This is a genomic window from Paenibacillus sp. NEAU-GSW1 (genome assembly GCF_009737085.1).
Lineage (GTDB): Bacteria > Bacillota > Bacilli > Paenibacillales > Paenibacillaceae > Pristimantibacillus.
Window position 1 is genome coordinate 53,932 of sequence record NZ_WOVL01000006.1, and the last position, 20,403, is coordinate 74,334.

Annotated in this window: 13 protein-coding genes; 2 read left to right on the forward strand and 11 right to left on the reverse strand. The window is 50.6% G+C overall.

Annotated features, from left to right (window positions below; translation table 11 throughout):
- The first annotated feature begins 173 nt into the window (after positions 1-173).
- Positions 174-341 carry a hypothetical protein gene (locus GOM71_RS23755; RefSeq protein WP_173275260.1) on the forward strand — a complete coding sequence of 56 codons (168 nt, stop codon included), beginning with the start codon at positions 174-176 and terminating at the stop codon, positions 339-341.
- On the opposite strand, the gene parC is transcribed toward GOM71_RS23755, so the two are convergent.
- On the reverse strand, positions 322-2,784 hold the full coding sequence (gene parC / locus GOM71_RS05630) for a DNA topoisomerase IV subunit A (protein WP_156278784.1): 2,463 nt from the start codon (positions 2,782-2,784) through the stop codon (positions 322-324). The two genes, GOM71_RS23755 and parC, sit on opposite strands and share 20 nt — an antisense overlap.
- A gap of 11 nt (positions 2,785-2,795) precedes the next feature.
- Positions 2,796-4,766, reverse strand: coding sequence for a DNA topoisomerase IV subunit B (gene parE / locus GOM71_RS05635; protein ID WP_156278785.1), 1,971 nt, complete (start codon positions 4,764-4,766; stop codon positions 2,796-2,798).
- Positions 4,767-5,124: 358 nt separating this feature from the next.
- Here parE and GOM71_RS05640 point away from each other — a divergent pair, with 358 nt between their 5' ends.
- Entirely contained in the window at positions 5,125-5,850 is a 726-nt protein-coding gene (locus GOM71_RS05640; protein ID WP_156278786.1) for a TylF/MycF family methyltransferase, read from the forward strand.
- Positions 5,851-5,907: 57 nt separating this feature from the next.
- On the opposite strand, the gene purT is transcribed toward GOM71_RS05640, so the two are convergent.
- From purT to GOM71_RS05685, 9 genes are all read right to left on the reverse strand, one after another.
- Positions 5,908-7,083, reverse strand: a complete 1,176-nt coding sequence (gene purT, locus GOM71_RS05645) for a formate-dependent phosphoribosylglycinamide formyltransferase (RefSeq protein WP_156278787.1) — start codon at positions 7,081-7,083, stop codon at positions 5,908-5,910.
- 184 nt (positions 7,084-7,267) lie between these two features.
- Positions 7,268-9,094: an ABC transporter ATP-binding protein gene (locus GOM71_RS05650; RefSeq protein WP_156278788.1), complete on the reverse strand. Its 1,827-nt coding sequence runs from the start codon at positions 9,092-9,094 to the stop codon at positions 7,268-7,270.
- Positions 9,094-10,875 (reverse strand): ABC transporter ATP-binding protein, encoded by a 1,782-nt coding sequence (locus GOM71_RS05655; protein WP_156278789.1) that lies wholly within the window; start codon positions 10,873-10,875, stop codon positions 9,094-9,096. Before GOM71_RS05655 ends, GOM71_RS05650 begins: the two co-directional genes overlap by 1 nt.
- 287 nt (positions 10,876-11,162) lie before the next feature.
- Entirely contained in the window at positions 11,163-14,831 is a 3,669-nt protein-coding gene (locus tag GOM71_RS05660; RefSeq protein ID WP_156278790.1) for a dynamin family protein, read from the reverse strand.
- A gap of 3 nt (positions 14,832-14,834) precedes the next feature.
- On the reverse strand, positions 14,835-15,104 hold the full coding sequence (locus tag GOM71_RS05665; protein WP_156278791.1) for an NAD/NADP transhydrogenase alpha subunit: 270 nt from the start codon (positions 15,102-15,104) through the stop codon (positions 14,835-14,837).
- A gap of 5 nt (positions 15,105-15,109) precedes the next feature.
- The gene (gene nth / locus GOM71_RS05670) at positions 15,110-15,811 is read right to left on the reverse strand and encodes an endonuclease III (RefSeq protein WP_156278792.1); all 702 of its coding nucleotides are present in this window, start codon (positions 15,809-15,811) and stop codon (positions 15,110-15,112) included.
- Positions 15,812-15,937: 126 nt separating this feature from the next.
- Entirely contained in the window at positions 15,938-18,004 is a 2,067-nt protein-coding gene (locus GOM71_RS05675; RefSeq protein ID WP_173275263.1) for an S-layer homology domain-containing protein, read from the reverse strand.
- Positions 18,005-18,135: 131 nt separating this feature from the next.
- Positions 18,136-18,741, reverse strand: coding sequence for a GerMN domain-containing protein (locus GOM71_RS05680; protein WP_156278794.1), 606 nt, complete (start codon positions 18,739-18,741; stop codon positions 18,136-18,138).
- 19 nt (positions 18,742-18,760) lie between these two features.
- Entirely contained in the window at positions 18,761-20,200 is a 1,440-nt protein-coding gene (locus GOM71_RS05685) for an N-acetylmuramoyl-L-alanine amidase (RefSeq protein ID WP_156278795.1), read from the reverse strand.
- Between the last annotated feature and the right edge of the window lie 203 nt (positions 20,201-20,403).

Sequence of the window (20,403 nt, forward strand, 5' to 3'; positions counted from 1 at the left end):
TAATTTGTGTCATTAATCGAGAACGTCTTGAACGTTTTGACAAAACTAGACATACAATGACCATGGGCGATTTACCTATTTGTCAAAAGGATTAAATAAATGGCGGATGGATCGGAAATCAAGTGAGATTATAATTGAGCTCCGATCAAATCCTGATGATAGGAAGTGATCTCATGGAAGAGCACAAAGCAGAAATCATTCGGAAAATTAAAGCATATGGCATAATAAAAGACCCGCAATGGCTGGACCGCCCGGATGAGCTGGTGCCATTGTGGGTCATGCTGGACGCTATCATTAAACTAATCGAACGATTTGATCCGCCTAATCGGCCTTATGATTGACGGACAGCGACGGACGAACAAATACAGTCGTAATGACATCGTTCTTCTCAACCGGAATAAGCTGTTTGCCGATCGACTTCCTGTCTTCAATTGGCGCTTTCTCGGACGAAGCAGCCAGGTGCGCCCCGGAAGCTGTAAGCGCAACGATGTCGACCGCATCTTTGCAATAGATTGCAGCGGCAAGGGCATCGCCGTTTGGTCTGACGCGCTTGCCTTCTTTAAACTCAAACGTCTGAACGCCTTTTCCGCCTCTGCCTTGCACCGGATAGTCAAGCAGCAGCGAGCGCTTCGCATAGCCGATGTCCGAAATGACGAGCAACTCGCCCTCGTCGTCGGAAACAAGATCCGCTGCCACCAGCTCATCATCGTCTTTCAGCTGCATGCCGCGCACGCCCGCAGCGACGCGACCCATCGGATTGACATCGTTCTCCGCAAACCGGATGCTCATACCAAGCTTGCTGACGAGCATTAATTGCTTCGCGTTATCGCTCGTTAAGACGCTTATAATCTCATCGCCGTCGGCAACTTTGCATGCCGCAATAGCAGTCGAACGCGTCGTCATATATTCTTTCAGCTCTGTCCGCTTCACTTGTCCGCGCTTCGTAACGAAGACGAGCGAAACGCCTGGAGCGTTAAAATCTTTAATCGGAATAATGTTAATAACGGAGTCATCCTTCGGTATCGGTACAATATTTACGATTGCAGTTCCGGTATCCTTCCATTTAAACTCCGGAATTTGATGCACAGGGAGCAAATAATATTGGCCTTTTCGCGTAAATAACAACAAATTGTCAATCGTATTTACTTCGTACAAGCTGTTGATTATGTCGCCGTCCTTGACGCCGGCCGTTTCCAGCTCGCCGCCCGATCGAGTAAACGACAGCATGCTCGTACGCTTCATATAGCCTTCGCGAGACAGCGTCACCAAAACATCCTCCGGCGTAACCATCACTTCGAGATTGACTTTAAGCTCTTCCACTTCTCCGCGTATTTCCGAACGGCGATCGATGCCGTATTTGTCGCGGATTTCGATAAGCTCCTCCTTAATAACGGAGAGAAGCTTTTTCTCGCTGTCCAGAATCGAACGCAAGTAAGCGATGCGCTTCATCATTTCCTTCAATTCTTTTTCCAGCGATGTAATCTCAAGATTCGTCAGACGGTACAATTGGAGCGTTAGAATCGCATCGGCTTGCCGTTCGCTGAAGCCGAACTTTTCCACGAGATTGTTTTGAGCATCAGCGCGGTTTTTCGACGCTTTGATCGTCGCGATTACCTCGTCGAGAATGTTCAGCGCTTTAACGAGCCCCTCAACGACATGCGCACGGTCTTCCGCTTTCTCCAGCTCATATTGCGTCCGATAAGTGACAACTTCCTTCTGGTGGTCAATATAAGCGCTTAAAATCTGTTTAATGCCTAGTTGAAGCGGCGCTTTGTTTACAATCGCAACCATATTGAAGTTGTAGGTGACTTGAAGGTCGGTTTTTTTGAGCAAATAAGCAAGAATGCCGTTCGCGTCAGCTTCTTTCTTCAGTTCGACGACGATGCGCAAGCCGTTGCGTCCGCTCTCGTCGCGCACCTCTGCGATACCTTCAACCTTTTTCTCCAGACGGATATTTTCCATCGCCGTTACAAGCCGCGATTTGACGACTTGATACGGAATTTCCGTAATCGTAATTTGCTGGCGTCCGCCGCGCATATCCTCGATTTGCACCTTGGAGCGAAGATAAATGCGGCCTTTGCCCGTCGCATAGGCTTCGCGGATGCCTTCCTCGCCCATAATAACGCCGCCTGTCGGGAAATCCGGCGCTTTAATAATCGTCATCAGCTCTTCAAGCGGCATGTCGGGACGAGCCATCATAGCGATACAGCCGTCGATGACTTCACGCAAATTATGCGGCGGAATTTCCGTTGCAAAGCCGGCTGAAATACCCGATACGCCATTGACCAGCAGGTTTGGATAACGCGATGGCAAAACAACCGGCTCTTTCGTCGTATTGTCAAAGTTATCCTTGAACAATACAGTCCGCTTGTCGATATCGCGGAGCAGCTCCATCGCGATCGGCGACAGCCGTGCTTCCGTATAACGCATCGCCGCTGCCGGATCATCGTCCATGGAGCCCCAGTTGCCGTGGCCGTCGATCAGCACATGGCCCATCTTCCACGGCTGCGCCATCCGCACCATGCCTTCATAAATCGAAGAGTCGCCGTGCGGATGATAATTGCCCATTACATCGCCGACCGTCTTCGCCGATTTGCGGTACGGTTTATCCGGCGTATTGCTGGAGTCGTACATCGCGTACAAAATACGGCGCTGTACCGGCTTCAAGCCGTCGCGAACGTCAGGAATCGCCCTGTCTTGAATAATATATTTCGAATAGCGTCCGAAGCGGTCGCCAACGACCTCTTCCAAATACGCCGGTAAAAATTGTTCGAGCATGCCCATTGCCTTGCCCCCTATTCCTCATACTCCGTGAAGTCGACATTTTCCAAAATCCATCGTTTGCGCGGATCGACCTTGTCGCCCATCAATGCGGAAACTCGGCGTTCCGCTTTCGCCGCGTCTTCAATTTGCACTTGAAGCAGCGTCCGCGTCTCCGGATTCATCGTCGTCTCCCACAGCTGCTCCGGATTCATCTCTCCGAGACCTTTATACCGCTGCAGCTCGAAGCTTTTGCCGAATTCCTTCAAATAGTTTTGCAGCTGCTCGTCCGTCCATGCATAGCGAATCGTGTCCAGCTTGCCGGATTTGCGCGAAATTTTATAAAGCGGCGGCTGCGCGATATAGACGCGGCCAGTGTCGATAAGCGGCTTCATGTAACGGTAGAAGAACGTAAGCAGCAGCACTTGAATGTGCGCGCCGTCCGTATCGGCATCCGTCATAATAATAATTTTGTTGTAATTGCTTTCCTCAACGTCAAATTCCGGACCAACGCCAGCGCCGATCGAAGAAATAATCGCTTTATACTCATCGTTCTTAAGAATGTCCAGCAGCTTCGCTTTCTCCGGATTCATCGGTTTGCCTTTCAGCGGCAAAATCGCCTGATGCTTCGAGTCGCGGCCTTGCTTTGCCGAGCCGCCCGCCGAATCCCCTTCGACAATAAACAGCTCATTGCGAGCAAAATCTTTCGATTGCGCCGGCGTCAGCTTGCCGTTCAAGTTCGAGCTTTCGCTCTTCTTCTTGCCGCTGCGGATCTCCTCGCGCGCTTTACGGGCCGCTTCACGAGCCCTGGAGGCTTGTACCGCTTTTTTCAGCAGCGACTGCGCAACTTGCGGGTTTTCTTCCAGAAACACCTGCATTTTGTCCGTTACAACGGCATCAACTGCGCTCCGTGCGGATGCGCTGCCGAGCTGATCCTTCGTCTGGCCGACGAATTCAACCTCGCCCATCTTAATGTTGATAACGGCCATCATGCCTTCGCGAAGGTCATTGCCTTCGAGGTTTTTGTCTTTTTCCTTGAGAAGCGCCGTTTTGCGGGCATAATCGTTCATGACGCGCGTATATGCGGTTTTGAAGCCCGTCTCATGCGTACCGCCGCCCCGCGTCGGAATCGAGTTAACGAACGAAGCGATCGTTTCCGTGTAGCCGTCATTATATTGAAGCGCTACCTCAACCTCGATATCATCGCGTTCACCGGTAAAATGAATGACATCATGAAGCACGGTTTTGTCATCGTTCAAGTATTCCACGAATTGGCGGGCGCCGCCCTCATAATGGAATACATCGCCTTTGCCGTTCCGGTCGTCTTTAATCGTGACCTTAAGACCCGAGTTCAAAAAAGCGATTTCCTGCAGCCGTTCCGCAAGCGTGTCGTAGTTCAGCGATGTGCCGCTTTGAAACACGCGTCCGTCAGGCTTAAACGTAACCTTCGTGCCTGTACGGTTCGTCGTCCCGATCACTTCAAGGCCGGTAACAGGCTCGCCGACATGCTCTTTACCGCTATCGTCAACCCAATATTCGAAACGCATCTTATGGATCTTGCCGTCGCGATAAATTTCAACTTCAAGCCATTCCGACAGCGCATTCGTTACGGAAGCGCCTACACCGTGCAGTCCGCCCGACTTTTTATAGCCGCCGCCGCCAAATTTGCCGCCTGCGTGCAATATCGTATATACGACTTGAGGCGTCGGAATGCCCGTTTTGTGCATCCCGGTCGGAATGCCCCTGCCGTTGTCCTGTATCGTAACCGAACCGTTCTTATGTAAGGTAACATCAATCGCTGAGCAAAATTTGGCCAAATGTTCATCCACTGCATTGTCGACGATTTCCCAAACCAAATGATGCAAGCCGGAGCTGCTTGTACTGCCGATATACATGCCCGGCCGTTTGCGCACAGCCGTTAATCCTTCCAGAACCTGTATATCATCAGCCTCATAATTTCGGTCAGCGGCCGGTGAATTCGGGAAAAAATCAAGTTGTTCTGCCATAGGGCCTGGCCCTCCTTATTGTCACGTATCCATACCTTCAAGTATTTTAAAGCAAATCATCCCGATTAGTAAAGACATTCCCTGCGCCGAAACTTGCTGCAATCGCTCGAATCGCAAGCCCCGCAAGGGCTGAGAGAAATGATAATTTCGACTTTTAGATGCCGGTAAGAGAATGAATGATGTCAGCAGCGCGCTGTAAGCATCAGTTTCTCCGAAAAACGAAAAGTTAAGCTTTTTCATTTGTCATTTGTTCAATCCTCAATCAAGAATGGGTCTATTCTCTATTGCTGGAGCACACACCATACTGCTAATCTTGCAATATATTAGCTCTAAATGCATAGTGAGGAGTCATACAACGATGACAATTGGAACAGAACTATATTTAGAGCTGCTCAAAAAAACGATATTGTTCGAGATTTGGCTTGAGCATGAAGGCGGAAACGCAACGTTTCAAAACCGGCTCGAAGGACTGGATTGGCCCAATATCGCACATAGCATGATCGGCAGACTGCGGATGAACCAGCTGCATCAAGCAATGAATATCGTCATTAACGAGCAAATTCCCGGCGACTTTATTGAAACCGGCGTTTGGCGCGGCGGGGCATGCATTTTTATGCGCGGCTTCTTAAAAGCGCACGCGATCCGCAATCGCCGCGTTTTCGTAGCCGACTCCTTTGAAGGGCTGCCCGCTCCCGATCCGAAGTATCCAATTGACGCGACATCCACTTTCCATACGCAAGATTTTTTACGCGTCACCTTGCCGGAAGTCCAGCAAAACTTCAATAAATACGGCTTGCTTGACCGGCAAGTCACGTTCTTGAAAGGCTGGTTCAAGGATACGCTGCCAACCGCGCCGATTACACAACTCGCGATCGCCCGCTTGGACGGCGACATGTATTCCTCAACGATGGATAGCTTGACTCATTTGTACCCTAAATTATCTATCGGCGGATTCCTCATTATAGATGACTATTCGATCGGCTATTGCTCGGCTGCCGTTCACGATTACCGCGCAATGCATGGAATAACCGACCCCATCTTGCCAATAGACAATTACAGCGTCTACTGGCGCAAGACGAAATAGTGGGAAGCGTAAGAAAGGACGGGGCAGTATGCTGCAACCCGTCCTTTCTTATCACTATTAGTATTCAATACGCAGCGATTCCGCTGCTTGGCGCGCAATATCGCGGGCTTGTTCTACATCGCCTGCGGAAGCAAGGGCAACCGCCATCCGGCGTCCAACCTTCGTCTCCGGCTTGCCGAACACACGAACTTGCGTATTGGGCAGCGACAATGCTTCTTCCACGCCGGCAATCCGGAAATTCGCCGCTTCACGATCGGCTTTAAGCGTATGCGAAGCGCCAGCCGTAAGCAATCGGATGGTCGGAATCGGGAAGCCCAAAATCGCCCGGACATGCAAAGCAAATTCGGACAAGTCCTGCGTCGCCATCGTCACCATGCCGGTGTCATGCGGACGCGGGGATACTTCGCTGAACAATACGCCATCCTTCGTAATAAACAATTCTACACCGTAGATGCCGTAACCGCCAAGCTCATCCGTAATGCGCTGCGCAATGCTTTCTGCTTCCGTGATTTGTTCAATCGTCATCGCATGCGGCTGCCAGGATTCGATGTAGTCTCCGTCTTTCTGCACATGTCCAATCGGCGCGCAAAAGCTCGTGCCGGAAACGGAACGAACCGTCAACAGCGTAATTTCCGATTCAAACGTTATAAAGCCTTCCACGATAATCCGTTGTTTCTTAGCGCGGCCGCCTTCCATTGCGTAATTCCAGCAGCCCTCAATATCTTCCTCCGTACGGCAAACGCTTTGGCCTTTGCCCGAAGAGCTCATAATCGGTTTAATGACGCAAGGCAGGCCAAGCTCTTTAACAGCCGCTTTCAGCTCGTCCAGCGAGTCGGCGAAACGGTAAGGCGCAGTCGGCAGGTCAAGCGTCTCCGCTGCCAAACGGCGAATGCCTTCGCGATCCATCGTCAGCCAAGCTGCGCGCGCAGTCGGAATAACGTGAAAGCCTTCCTTCTCAAGCTCAAGCAGCGTTTCTGTCGCAATCGCTTCAATCTCAGGAACGATAAAGTCCGGGCGCTCGTCTTCAATAATCCGACGAATAGCAGAGCCGTCAAGCATATCCGTTACATAATGACGGTGAGCAACTTGCATGGCAGGCGCATTCGCATAACGGTCTACTGCGATTGTTTCCACGCCAAGGCGCTGCGCTTCCAAAATAACTTCTTTCCCCAACTCTCCTGAACCGAGCAAAAGAATTTTTCGAGCTTGCTGCGATAATGGTGATCCGTACATAAAATCAAAGAACCTCCCGAAAGATTGTAAAGGAGCGCTGCAATAGTTCGTATTCAAAAAGTCCAGTTTCAGTTGGATGAAGCTAGGGAATGAGGATATTGGACTTTTTGAACAACCTCTAATAGGCATCATCGCTTTACGCTTTTTCTTTCATTTTGGAGGTTCTTTCATTAAAAATCAATACTTAAGCCGACAAGAATCGATATTGCGCCTCAATTAAGCCGTTATAGACGCCGCCTTTGGCGATCAGCTGTTCATGGTTGCCTTGCTCAACGATCCGCCCATGGTCAAGCACGATAATCTCATCCGCATTGCGAATGGTCGACAGCCGGTGCGCGATCATAAAGGAAGTGCGCCCTGCCAGCAGCGTTTTTAACGCTTCCTGAATATGAAGTTCCGTCTCCGTATCGATGCTCGCTGTCGCTTCGTCCAGAATGAGGACGCGCGGATCGGAAAGCAGCGCACGGGCAAACGACAGCAATTGGCGTTGCCCCATCGAAAGCACGCTGCCGCGTTCCTCTACTTCGGTGTCGTAGCCGTCAGGCAGCGACATAATAAATTCATGGGCGTGAACCGCTTTCGCCGCTTCTATAATTTCTTGATCTGTTGCATCAAGCCGCCCGTACCTAATATTATCGCGAATCGTTCCTGCAAAAATAAACGTATCCTGGAGCACGATTCCGACTTGTGAACGCAGGCTGTCGATTGTTACGTTTCGAATATCTGTTCCGTCTATCAGCACTCGGCCTTCAACCGGATCATAGAATCGGCAAAGCAAGTTAATAATCGTACTTTTGCCCGAGCCGGTATGACCGACCAGCGCTATCGATTGCCCTGCTTTCACGTCGATGCTGACGCCTTTAAGCGCAGGCCGTCCTTGCTCATATTCGAAAATAATGTTGTCGAACTTGACGTCGCCGCGAATGCTCAGCAACGGCTTCGCCGCAGCCGATTCGCCAACCGTTGGCTCTTCGTCGATAAATTCGAAAATCCGCTCCGACGAAGCCATTGCAATAAGCAATTGGTTGTACATTTGACCAAGACGATTTATCGGATCCCAGAAGTTTCCGATATAATTGGCAAATCCGACCAGAACGCCGACTGAAATTTCGTTCGACTGGATAAGATGCGCGCCGTACCAGAACAAAATCAAGGTGCCGACGGCAGAAGTGACTTCAATGACCGGACCGAACATTTGGTTAAGCGCGGATGCCCGGTTCCACGATTTCAAGTTGTCCTCGTTCATATGCTCGAAAAAGCTCATATTGTCTTTTTCTTGCACATAAGCCTGCGTAATTTTCATTCCTTGAATGCTTTCATTCAAATGCGAATTGATCCGGGATTGCTTCATCCTCACCGTCTGCCAAGCGTAACGAATTCGTTTGCGCAGCGTCGTTGAAACGACGAACATAAGCGGCACGGTTATCATAATCGCAAGGCCCAGCTTAAAGTTCCAAGCAAGCAGAATGACAACGATGCCGAGCAGCTGAACGCAGTCCATCAACAGGTTGATGACTCCGTTCGTAAACAAATCCTGGAGCGAGTTTACATCATTTGTTACTCGAACAAGAACGGAACCCGCCGGCCGCTTATCATAGAACCGGAACGACAGCTTCTGAATATGCTGGAACAGATGCTGCCTAAGATCGTAAATAACTTTCTGTCCAATAATGTTCGTATACTTGATGCGATAAGTATTGGATGCCCATTGAACGACGAACAGCGCAAGCATGCTGCCGGCTATCCAATAAAGCTTTGCAAAGCTTGGATCTCCATGTTTGGGAGCAATCGCTTCATCAATGGCTAGAATGACTAGCGCAGGTATCGCCAGCCTCGTCAGCGTGCCGAGAATCATCATTATAATGACAGGAATCAATTGCCTCTTATAAGGACTCATATAAACCATCAATCGGCGAACTTGCGCCCAGTTGAACGGTTTTTCAATGGCGTCGTCATCTTTATAAATGAAACGCGCGTTTTTATCGTTAATGTTGCTTTTATTGGCACTCATTAGACGCCGCTCCTTTTCCGCTCCGATTCGGGCATCGACTGATCAAGCGCCGGATGATCCGCATATTGAATATTGTACGTTTCGCGGTACGGTCCAGCCATCCGAAGCAGCTGCTCATGCGTGCCGCGCTGAACGATATGCCCTTTATCCAGCACGATGATTTCATCGGCATGACGCAGCGACGAAATCCTGTGCGCGATAATAAAGGTCGTTCGGCCCGCCATCAGCTCATTGAAGCCGGCTTGAATCTCATGTTCCGTTTCCATGTCGACAGCGCTGGTCGCATCGTCAAGAATGAGAATGCGCGGATTTTTAATGAGCGCGCGTGCAATTGCGATGCGCTGCTTCTGTCCGCCTGATAAGCCCATCCCCCGTTCGCCGACGATCGTATCGTAGCCGAGAGGCAATTCCGTAATAAAATCATGAGCTTTGGCCATTTTAGCCGCTTTGATGATCTGCTCTTCCGATACTTCCTTCACGCCGTAGGCGATGTTGGCGCGGATCGAAGCCGAGAATAAGAACGTTTCCTGGAATACCGGAGCAATTTGATCACGCAGGCTTTCGATATCCATATTGCGTATGTCGATGCCGTCGATTGTAATCGTTCCGTTCTTTACATTGTACGCACGCATGAGCAACTGGATAATCGTCGACTTGCCGGAACCTGTGGCGCCTAGCAAGCCGATGACCGAACCGGCCGGAGCATCTATCGAAATATCGGTCAATGCCGGCGATTTGTCCGGATAATTGAACGTTACACGATCAAAACGGACATGCCCTTTAACCGTCTCGCCGTTCATTACGATCGCATGCTCGATGTTTTTCACATGCACATGCTCGTTCAGCAGCCCCAATACGCGTTCGCCCGACGCCTTCGATTGCGTGTAGTTGTTAATGTGGAAGCCTATGCCCCACATCGGTCCGATAATGTACCAAATCAAGCTGAAGAAAGCAACCAGCTCGCCTAGCTTCAACTCATCCCGCATAACGAATGTTCCGCCGGCAACGAGCAGAATAACGACGCTCAAGTTTGCGAAGAGCTCCATATACGGGAAAAACTTTGCCCAAATCGAAGCCGCGCCGACTTGGTTCGTTTGATAGGCTTCATTGCGCGCCGAGAACTTGTTAACCTCGTGCGGCTCGCGAGCGAATGATTTTACAGTTCGTACGCCCGTAATATTTTCCTGCACGGCAGTCGTCAGATTGCTCATCGCTTGGCGCATTTCACGGAAAGCCGGATGAATTCTTTTCTCGAATCGGACAGCGCTGAATGCAAGAAACGGAATCGTAACAAGCGTAATCAACGTTAATTGCCAATGGATTGAAAGCATCATAACGCCGCCGAAAATGATCATCAGAAATACGTTCAGCAGCTGCGCAAAGCCGAAACCGATAAAGTTGCGGATCGCTTCAAGATCGGCCGTTAACCGCGACATCAAATCACCGGTTTTCGCTTTATCATAATATTGGAAAGAAAGCGTTTGTAATTTGTCGTAACAAGCGTTACGAAGACGCGAAGCTACCCGGTTGCCTAGCCTGCCGCCGAAAAGTCCGTGAAGAAATTGCATAAAGCCTTTAAGCGCCACGACTCCTACTACTGTCAACGCAAGCGCGGGGACTTTGCCAAACTGTTCATTCATAATGACATCATCGATTAGAATACGCAGCATATTCGGATAAACAAGTCCGAGCGCCGTCGCACACATTAGGCTAACGATGGAAGCCAGCAGAAACTTTCGTTCTACCCAATAAAATCGTTTTAATTGCCTAAAGACGTCCAAGTAAACCCATCTCCCCGTTCTGTTATTAAAAATCGTTTTGTATGAGTGAAATATTAACAGCATCAACATGGAGGAGCAAACCGGATAAATTTTCGAATAATAGACTGTTTGCGCCGATAATGGCGAATTGTTACATATGAGGGGGGTATGCTCTTAAATAGTCTCAAATCATCCCTATAGTGCGTGTATTGCTCCATTTTTGCACACAATCACACAACCGACAAAAAAATACACCAAGCGGCCAATGAGGCCCGCTTGGTGTATTCAGCGATTCATGCGATCAATATTTATTCAATTGTTGACAATTGGATATCAATTAATTGCTGATGCAATTGTTTCAGCTGTTCGACATTGGCGTTGTCGCCCAACGAGTTTTGCATGCCTTCCGCATAGCTCGACATGTCTTCCATCAGGTTAGCCCCCGCTGCTCCGGCCGCTTCCGACCACAGCTTCGCATAGGTCGCCGACCAGCTTTCATTATGGACGTTCATCCAAGATTGCAGCGCCGGCGTGATGAACTGTTCCATATCTTTGCGCATTGCCGATTTCCCTTCGCCTTCAAAGAAATGGCGCGGCGACTTAAAGCGGCTCCACAGCCATTTGGCGTCGATCTCGCTTGAAGCCTGCCATTCCGCAACAGCTTCCAATGTCGGCAACGGCGCAGGTTCAAACTTCGCATACTTGTAACCGGCAATTAACGACTCTGCATGCTCCCCGAACGTCCCGTATTGCTTCTGCAGCAATTTGTTCAAGTTACGCTCCATGCGCAGCGTCGTCGCCTGAAGCTCCTGCGACAGCTCCGTACCGACAAGCCGCTGCAGCTCCAGCCACGAAGTCCATATCATCCGCTTCAAATCGCGTCCGTCATCCTGAAGCGACGACGGATTGAAGGCATAATTGTAAAACTCGCCAAATCGCAATTGAATCCGCTGCACGACGTAGTACAGCAGCTCATTCAGCTCTTGCGTCAGTCCGGCTGGCGCAGCCGAGCTCATAAATTGCTGCAGCTGCTCCTCCGCCTGCTTACGGCGCTCCGTTAATTGCTCGCTTTCCCGCTTGCGCGAAGCGGCATCGCCCGCCGCGCTGGTCAACCAACCGCTGACCGTCGCCGCAGAACGGGCGATTTCCTGCTCGGCTGCGTCAACGGCAAGCTTGCCGAGATCGTTCTGGACAAAATGAAGGAATGATTGCTCGAATGCGGCTACGCCGGAACGCTGCAGCCTTTCTTCATTGTCTGCAAGCTTGGCGTCCAGCGCTTCCAGACTGGATACCGGATAAAGACGCGGATTGCGAATGCCGTGCTGAAGCAGATTTTGCTCCACATGCTTTAATACGCCTTGCAGCTCCTCCTCGTCCGCAGCCAAATCGGCGGCGTTGACTAGGAAAAACATTTTATCCAGCTCGAACTGGTCCTTCACGCGGCCAAGCTGCATCAGAAACTGGCGGTCGGCTTGCGAGAAGGCATGGTTATAATAAGTGACGAACAAAACGGCGTCCGCATTTTTAATGTAATTGAAGGCAACGCCTGTATGCCGGGCGTTGACGGAATCGGCTCCCGGCGTATCGACGAGCACGATGCCCTGACGCGTCAATGGGCAATCGTAATAAAGCTCGATTTCGCTCACGAAGCAAGAACGCGATTCCTCGGCGACGTAGCTCTCGTATTCTTCTTGCGGGACCGTAATTTGCTGGCCGAGCAGCTTTTCATGCTGCTCCCATCCTGTGCGGGCCGCCTTTAAAAAGCTGAAATGCGGCCGGCCGCCGGCATGAATCGCATCCGGCGACAGCTTGTCGATGGCGCGCATGATCGCCGCAGCTTCCGGCAAAGCCGATGCCGACGCGTCCTCGCCGAGCAGCGCTAGCGAATAGCGCAAGTCTTCGATAATGGCGTCGCGCGACTTCATGACGACAGTCGCGGTGCCGTGCTCGTGCCCGTCGCCAGGCGGCACGAGGCGGTTGATCGCTGCGGTCGTCGGATTCGGCGATACCGGCAAAGCCGAATCGCCGATCAGCGCGTTCGCAAGCGAGGATTTGCCGGCGCTAAACGCGCCGAACAGCGCGATAGTGAACCGGCTGTTCTGCAGCCGGTTTGCCTTGTCGCGCATCGCGTGCGCCGCTGCGGCGAGCAGCGCGTGCGGCGCGAGCAGCTCCGCCGCGCGCTCGAGCCGCGCGGCCGCTGTGCGCTGCTGCGCGAGCGCGGCGCGGCCGGCGAGCGCAGCGCCAGCGGCGCCGGCTTTGGCGCGCGGCGCGGCCGCTGCGGCGCTAGGCGCGGCGTCGCTGCTTGGCGCCGTCGCGCCGCTGCGCGCTGCTGCGCTGGCAGCTGCGGCGCTTGGCGCCGGCAGCGCCGGCCGCGGCGCCTGCGGCGGCAGCGCAGCCGCGAGCCGCGCCTCATGCGCAGCGGCGCGCTCGTCAAGCGCCGCCAGCTGCGACAGCGCGCCGGCTTGCGCGCCGAGCGCCGCCAGCTGCTGCTGCGCCGCTTCGGCGCCAGCAGAGCTTGCTGCTGCTGCATATTCCGTCAACGCCTCAACGATTTCGAACGCGCTTTTGCGGTACAATCCTTTCACTTGACTCTCCAGCTCACGAGAATAGACAAGCGTGTACTCATTGCCGAATACAGCGGCTGTATTTACTTTATCAATAAACCATTGAGCCTCTGCCTGCCAATCGAACAGCGCCTTGAATTGCTCCTCCAGACGATCTGCCCCAAAGCCGACCTTGTCGCCTGCTTTGCGCAAATAATCTTTCACATGCCAATCGATAGCTGCATTGACCTGACCGGCAAAGTCAGTGCGGAACGACTCCAGCCTGCGTTCTTGCTCAGCCGCCGTCTTAGCGCCCGCAAACAGCAATCCTGCTTTAAAGCCCGGTTTGCGGCTTTCCAGAAACGAATGCGCTTTATCCCGAACAGGCGCCGGCGTGACGATTGCGTTATCGATTAACGCTTGCAGCTCGCGCCTCATTTCAATCCGCACGCGCTCCGGCTCCTGCCGCAGCCGTTCGACTTCAGCTTGAAGTCTTGCCGTTTCATCCCCGACGCGAGCAGCCTCCTCCTCGCCGCCTGCTTCCGCGATGAGCTTCTCGCGCTCCGGCTCCGCGCGAAGCGCAAGCAGCTTCTTGTGCTCGCCGAGCAAGTGCCGCAGGGAGGCGTCGACGCTATAGGCTGCGAGTGGCTGTCTGATTTGCGCCAGCTTCGCAAGCAGTTCAAGCAGCTCCTCATATTGTTGATAAGGGTGATCCGGCTGCCTTAACGACAAATAAACGATTCCTGCCGGCTCCAAATGCCAGGCCTGAAACGCTTCGGCTACACTTTTACGGTATTGCTCGAATGAAAGCTCGCGATCGCGATGCTTATCGATTTGATTGACGATAAAGTATAAGGGCTTCCCCCAATCCTTCAACTGTTTGGCAAATGCAAAGTTTATTTCGGATTGGACATGATTATAATCCATTACATAAAATACGACATCGGCCAAATGAAGCGCCGATTCCGTCGCCATCCGATGCGCGTCATCCGTAGAATCAATGCCCGGCGTATCGAGCAGAACGGTATGATTGCCTAATCGTTCGGTCGGATAAGCGATCGAAACCGAGGCTATGCCTTCACCGTCTTTGCAATAATCGTCAAGCTGATCCAGGGGTATCTCCGCTTGAAAGCTTTGACCGTTTTGAATGCGTACAACTGTCGCTTGCGCTTTGTCTCCCCCGCGGATCGATACGACGTTCGCGCTTGTCGGTATCGGACTTGAAGGCAACAGCTTAGCGCCGCAAAGCTTGTTAATAAGCGTGGACTTGCCTGCGGAAAAATGTCCGCAAAAAGCAACAGTAAGCCGACCTTCGGTCAGCTTACTGCTCAGCTCCAACGCTTGCTTCGCATGAAGCGCATCTCCGGCGGCGTTCATTTCATCAGCCGCAAAGGCGATAGCATCCGCCATGCTTGTTAGCGTCGTTTCTACCATGGCTTATACAGCTTCCTCTTCTGACGGCAAGCAAATTTCAAATACGTTGCCGTGCTGCAAAATCATAATGTTGCGGCCTTTTTCCTTCATTACAACAACCTCAGGCTTTTGGCGCATGCGCTCGATGTATTGATCCGGCACGTCGCCCGAGCCGCTTACGGTTACGCCTTCAACGAGAATATCTTCGTTCTCTTGCGGCGGCGATTCCAGCACTTGCTCATAAATATCGGAGAACAGCTCAAAATTGTTCGTGTAAACGGAAATGCACTTCATCTTCATCATCCTTCATTGGCTATTTTCGGTTTTGTTGCCTTATTTTTAGTGTTCTTCATGACGCCTGGCTTCATACGTTTCTGTCCTTCTTTGCACAAATCAATAAGCGGACAGATCGGACATTGCGGATTTTGCGCTTTGCAGTGATATCGCCCGAAAAAGATCAACCGATGATGCGTAATGGTCCACTCGTCTTGCGGGACGAGCTTCATCAGCTTCTTCTCCACTTCAAGTACCGTATCGTCCGGCTTGGCTGCGCCCAGCCGCTTCGAAACGCGCTCCACATGCGTATCAACTGCAATCGCTGGCACTCCAAATGCATTGGAGACGACGACGTTAGCCGTCTTTCGTCCTACCCCGGGCAGCTCGGTTAGCTGCTCATGCAAATGCGGAACTTCGCCGTCATATTTATCAATCAATATGCGACAGAGCTTTTGAATATTGGAAGCTTTGCTTCGAAAGAGTCCAATTCTTCGAATATCCTGCTCCAGCTCATCGAGCGGCACTGCCAAATAATCCTCTGGCCGTTTATATTTCTCGAATAGCGTAACCGTTACTTTGTTGACTGTCTCATCCGTGCATTGCGCGGACAGCAGCACTGCAATGGTAAGCTCGAACGGATTGCTATGACGCAATTCGCAATGCGCGTCGGGAAACATTTCAGCTAATGTATCCAGTATATGGCGCATTTTCTGTTTCGCATTCATCGTCTTTCGCTCCCCCGTCCATACACTATCGTTCAAAGTGTAGCGAAATTTGTCACGGCGCGCAACCATTAGAACGGTTAAAAAACGAAAAAACTGCCCAATTGAGCAGTTTTTTCACAAAATAGTTTAAATCGCAACGATCGATTCGATCGATTTGCCGATGTAATTGATATTCAAGACAGTTCCAACCGCAAGCTTATCAACAGTCAGCTTCGTTCCTTCGCTGTCCACAATATCTATGCTCGACAAGTAAATTTCAAGCGTCGTTCCGTTCGCATGCTTGACCGTCACTTTTCCGAGATTCGTATTGACAGCGGTAATTGTATAAGGATGCGATTGTTGTACTTGAATTTTGCTGATGATCGTTTGCGTAGGATCCAGAGTAGCCGTTACCTTGTCCCCTGCTTTCAAATCAGTGAGCTCCGAATTGCTTTTGCCTAAAATATCCACCACGACATCGCTTGCTAGCGGAAGCGTAACTTCTATCCCGTTCTCAAGCATCGTCATTTCGCTCTTCGCGATATCGACCTTCTTGATTGTACCCTCGTAGCTGAAAATAAACTCGATCGAAATGACCGTTTCGCCCGATTTCACAATGTTGATTTTTCTGCCTTCAGAGAAGAAATCATTCGCTTCCTTCAAGGTCAATTCTTCGCCGTAGTAATCGATTTTCGTCTTGTCGGTCAAATAAATGACGGAAGCTTTTTTACCGGAAGCATCAAATACGAATAACACTTTCTTTTCTTCGGAATAGCTGTCAATTTCCATATTGGACAACGTTTCAACCTTACGGTTTACGACTTTAATGGCCGTCACTTGATCTTTCTCGTTCAACGTAAGCTCCAGCTGGTCGGCTTGCTCAAACAAGTCGTCCAAGCTTGGGGCAGCCAAGCCGTCGATCGTAATCGTTACTTTGCTCGTCATAAATTTAGAGACTGGCTTGTTATCCTTGTCCAAATAAGTAATCAAATTATTATTGACGTTATAGAAAAGTCCGGTAATCGTTTTTGTTCCGCTTTCTGACGGCGCAACCAGCTTCACGGCAAGACGCTGTTCACGGAACGTGTCCATCGTAATTTGCAGCTCGCTGTCTCTCTTCAGATCGGTCAGCGATAATGTTTTGCCAGCCGTATCGGAAATGGCCACTTCGCTGTCATAGTAAATTTTCACCGGCTCATCGTTGATCCACACGTACAAAAATTTGCCTGACTCGTTTACGCGGTCCAGCTTCGCGGTAATCGTCTCCAGCTGAACCTTGTCGCTCGTAGATTCGATATAAAGCGCGCCGCCCAATTTTTCAATCAGCGTAACGTTCGTAAAAGCCTTCAAATCCGCAGCCGTAATCGCCTTATCGCTGTCGCTCCGGTAGAACAGCGTATTCGCGCCGATCGTATACGTCAGCTCTTTGCCTTCTGAGTAAATGGTAACGGAATCGCTTTTCAGCTTCGTAATGACACCGTTGTGTTGTCCTTCGTAAGCAACCGGGAAAATCGCTTCCGCGCGGCTGAACAAAGCAGCAAGGCTCATCCGGTTCACCGGTGCCTTCGGATCGAACTTATCAGCTGTCACGCCTTTAACCAGACCGAGAGAGACAGCCGCATTTACGTATCCGCGATAGGTAGATGCGATTTGAGCGTCATCCTTAAAAGCAGACTGCGTCGTATTCATCGCTTTTGCTGTACTTTCCTCTCCGATTGCACGGACGAGCAGCTTCGTAATCCATTCCCTTGTTGCCGGCAGCGTGCCCCAGCCTTTGCCTTCATTGCCGGCCGCAATCGCATACTCTTCAGACTCTTCCAAAATCCCTTTGCTCAGCGCAAGCTTGACAAAAGGCTTAAAGTATTTGCTCACTTGGAACGACTCCGGAAATTCAACCGTTTCCGATTCCTTCACTTCACTTTGCAAACCGGCGAAACGGATCGCCATAACGACCGCTTCTTCTTGCGTTACGCTATTTGCTGGACGGAACTCGGACGTTCCGTTTACGGTATTATAGCCGTTAACAATGCCTTGCAGCGCAAGCTTTGCGATATGCTTCTCAGCCCAGTGGCCGGCGGCGACATCGGTGAAAGGCGTATTTAGCGTCGCTGCATAAGCCGATTGAACGGGCAGAACAGTTGCCGCGCCGCCTGTAAGCAGCGAGAACGCCAGTGCGCCGGCAACGATTTTAGTACGAGTAGACTGAATAGACATGATGAACACCCTCCTAAAAGTTTTGCGAAGCAAAACTGCTTCGTAAAGCATGAACCTAACTTTGTAAATCAAACTGCTTCGTAAGCGTAGAATTAGCAGTTTTGCTTCGCAAAACTGCTAATTACATTTCCTTATTGCGCTGCTTGGCGCTGCTTGGGATGCTCAAGCTCCAAATGTCCCATTAAGCTTTCGGCAGGCTCGCCCTCCACTAACAAATCATACGATTTCACAAAATCAAATTGGAACAAGGTTTTCTCCAGCGTTTCGAGTACGAGCGCTTCACCCGGAGCGCCAAGACGCGCCTCATCCGGCAAATGAATATCGATCGTTACAGCGCCGTCGTTCAGCTCCGTCTTGCGAATTTCGATGAGTTTCCAAGGCGATTGAATTTCGCCGTCTTGTTCGATCTGCAATGCGCCAACCGCTTGCTGAACCAGCTCTTGATCGCTTCCATAAGCAACTTCAACTTGCTTCTGAACAGAGCTGCTAAATTCTTTATCGGCATAATAGACCGAAATTGTTGAATTTCTTTTTGCCGGTGCTTCGGATTGTTCTGGCGTAGGTTCAGGCGTCGCTTCTGGCGATACGGACGGTGATGCTTCCGTTGAAACGATTGGAGAAGCAGAAGGCGAGGCGGCCTGATCCGAACCGTTCTTCGTTGTTGATTGGTTTCCGCACGCCGATGCAACGATGGTTACGAGCAGCAGCATGACAGCCAAGTTGGTCGGTTTGCGCATGATGACATTCACTCGCTTTCTACGAAAGTTTCAAATACTCTTTTATTCCCGCAACGATGGCCGCGGCCATCTTGTTTTGCGCGGATTCATTGAACAGCACTTTGGAATCCGATTCATTGGACAGAAACCCTGCTTCAAGCAATACAGCCGGCATGGTCGTCTCCCGAATAACCCGGAAGCTTTGTTGCTTCACTTTTCTGTCTTTAAGTCCTGTCGCTTTTACGAAATGCTTATGAATGACGTCTGCAAACGCTTTGCTGTCATCCCGCGTATAATACGTTTCCGTTCCTGTAACATCTTTGTTTGTATTGCTGTTTGCATGAATCGATACAAATAAGTCCGCCTTATTGTCTTTCGCGAATGTAACCCGATTGGCCAGCGTTACAAAATTGTCATCCGGACGGCTAAGCATCGGTTTGATCCGTTTCTCTTTATCGAGCAGCGCTTTCACTTTCAGCGATACGGCCAAATTGAATTCCTTTTCCCATTTCCCGCTCAAAACGCTTTTTGCGCCTGGATCTGTTCCGCCGTGTCCCGCATCAATAACGACGGTATATATCTTCTCCTCGTCTGGAGGCGGCGTTGCGGACGGAGATGGCGTTGTTTCCGGTGAAGGCGACGGTGTTGGTTCCGCAGGCTTTGCAGGCGCTGTCAATTGGATGATCAACTCGTTCCCGCCTTGCGCGAGCGCCACATCCGCATCTGCAGTCAAATCCAGCACAAGCCGGGCAGCGGCAGGCGATGATGAGTAAATCGAATATCGTACCTGTTGCAGCGCGGAGTGGCCTGTAATCGGCATTTTCACTTCGGCGCCTGTAAACTGTGAGGCAAGCGTATCGGAATATCCGACATTGGGAATATCAATAACGATCCGTTTCGGATTGTCCAGCTTGAACGGTTGCTTGGGAGCAATCTTTCCTTCAAAATTGACAATCACATTATTAATGCCGTCATATGCGATTGATGTCAGCTTGCCTGTCGGCTCAGCCGGCACTGAAGGCTTTTCCGTTTCCACAGGCTTGTCCTCTTTGTACAAATAAGCAGACTTGGTTTCATTAACCCACTTTACCCGAATCCCAAGATTCTCGGCAACAAATCGCAGCGGAATTAATGTCGTATCGTCTTGCAATATTGCCGGCGTATCCATTGGAACTTTCTCGTTGTTTACGAGCGCTATGTTGTCATTGATCTTGAGAGAGATTTCGTCAGTATCATTATGTATGATGACGGTTTGCGTTTGTTTCAGCCAAGTAACGTCGTATCCGATATTCTCCGTAATAATTCGGATCGGAACAATCGTATACTTGTTTTGAATGATCTGCGGAGCGACTGAAGTCTGCAGCAGCTTATCGTTTAAATACAGCTTCGGGACAACATTTGTGCCGGATGCTTGTCCGACGCCAGGAAAAAGAGTAAACAAAACCGACAGAAACAACAGAATAGGTACAAACTTCTTCATTTTTCACCTCGATGACTGAAATTGCCCGCATCGAAATTGCTTATTCGACTTAACCAGACAAAATTTAGACGCAATCCGTCAAAAAAAGTTGCGAATTAGAACAAAAAAAACGGATTTTCCTTCCTCGGGCGGAAAAACTTTCGCACTTAAGCTGAATTGCCGCCTTATTGTAGCGTCAGACACCCCCTCCCTGCACAAATGCG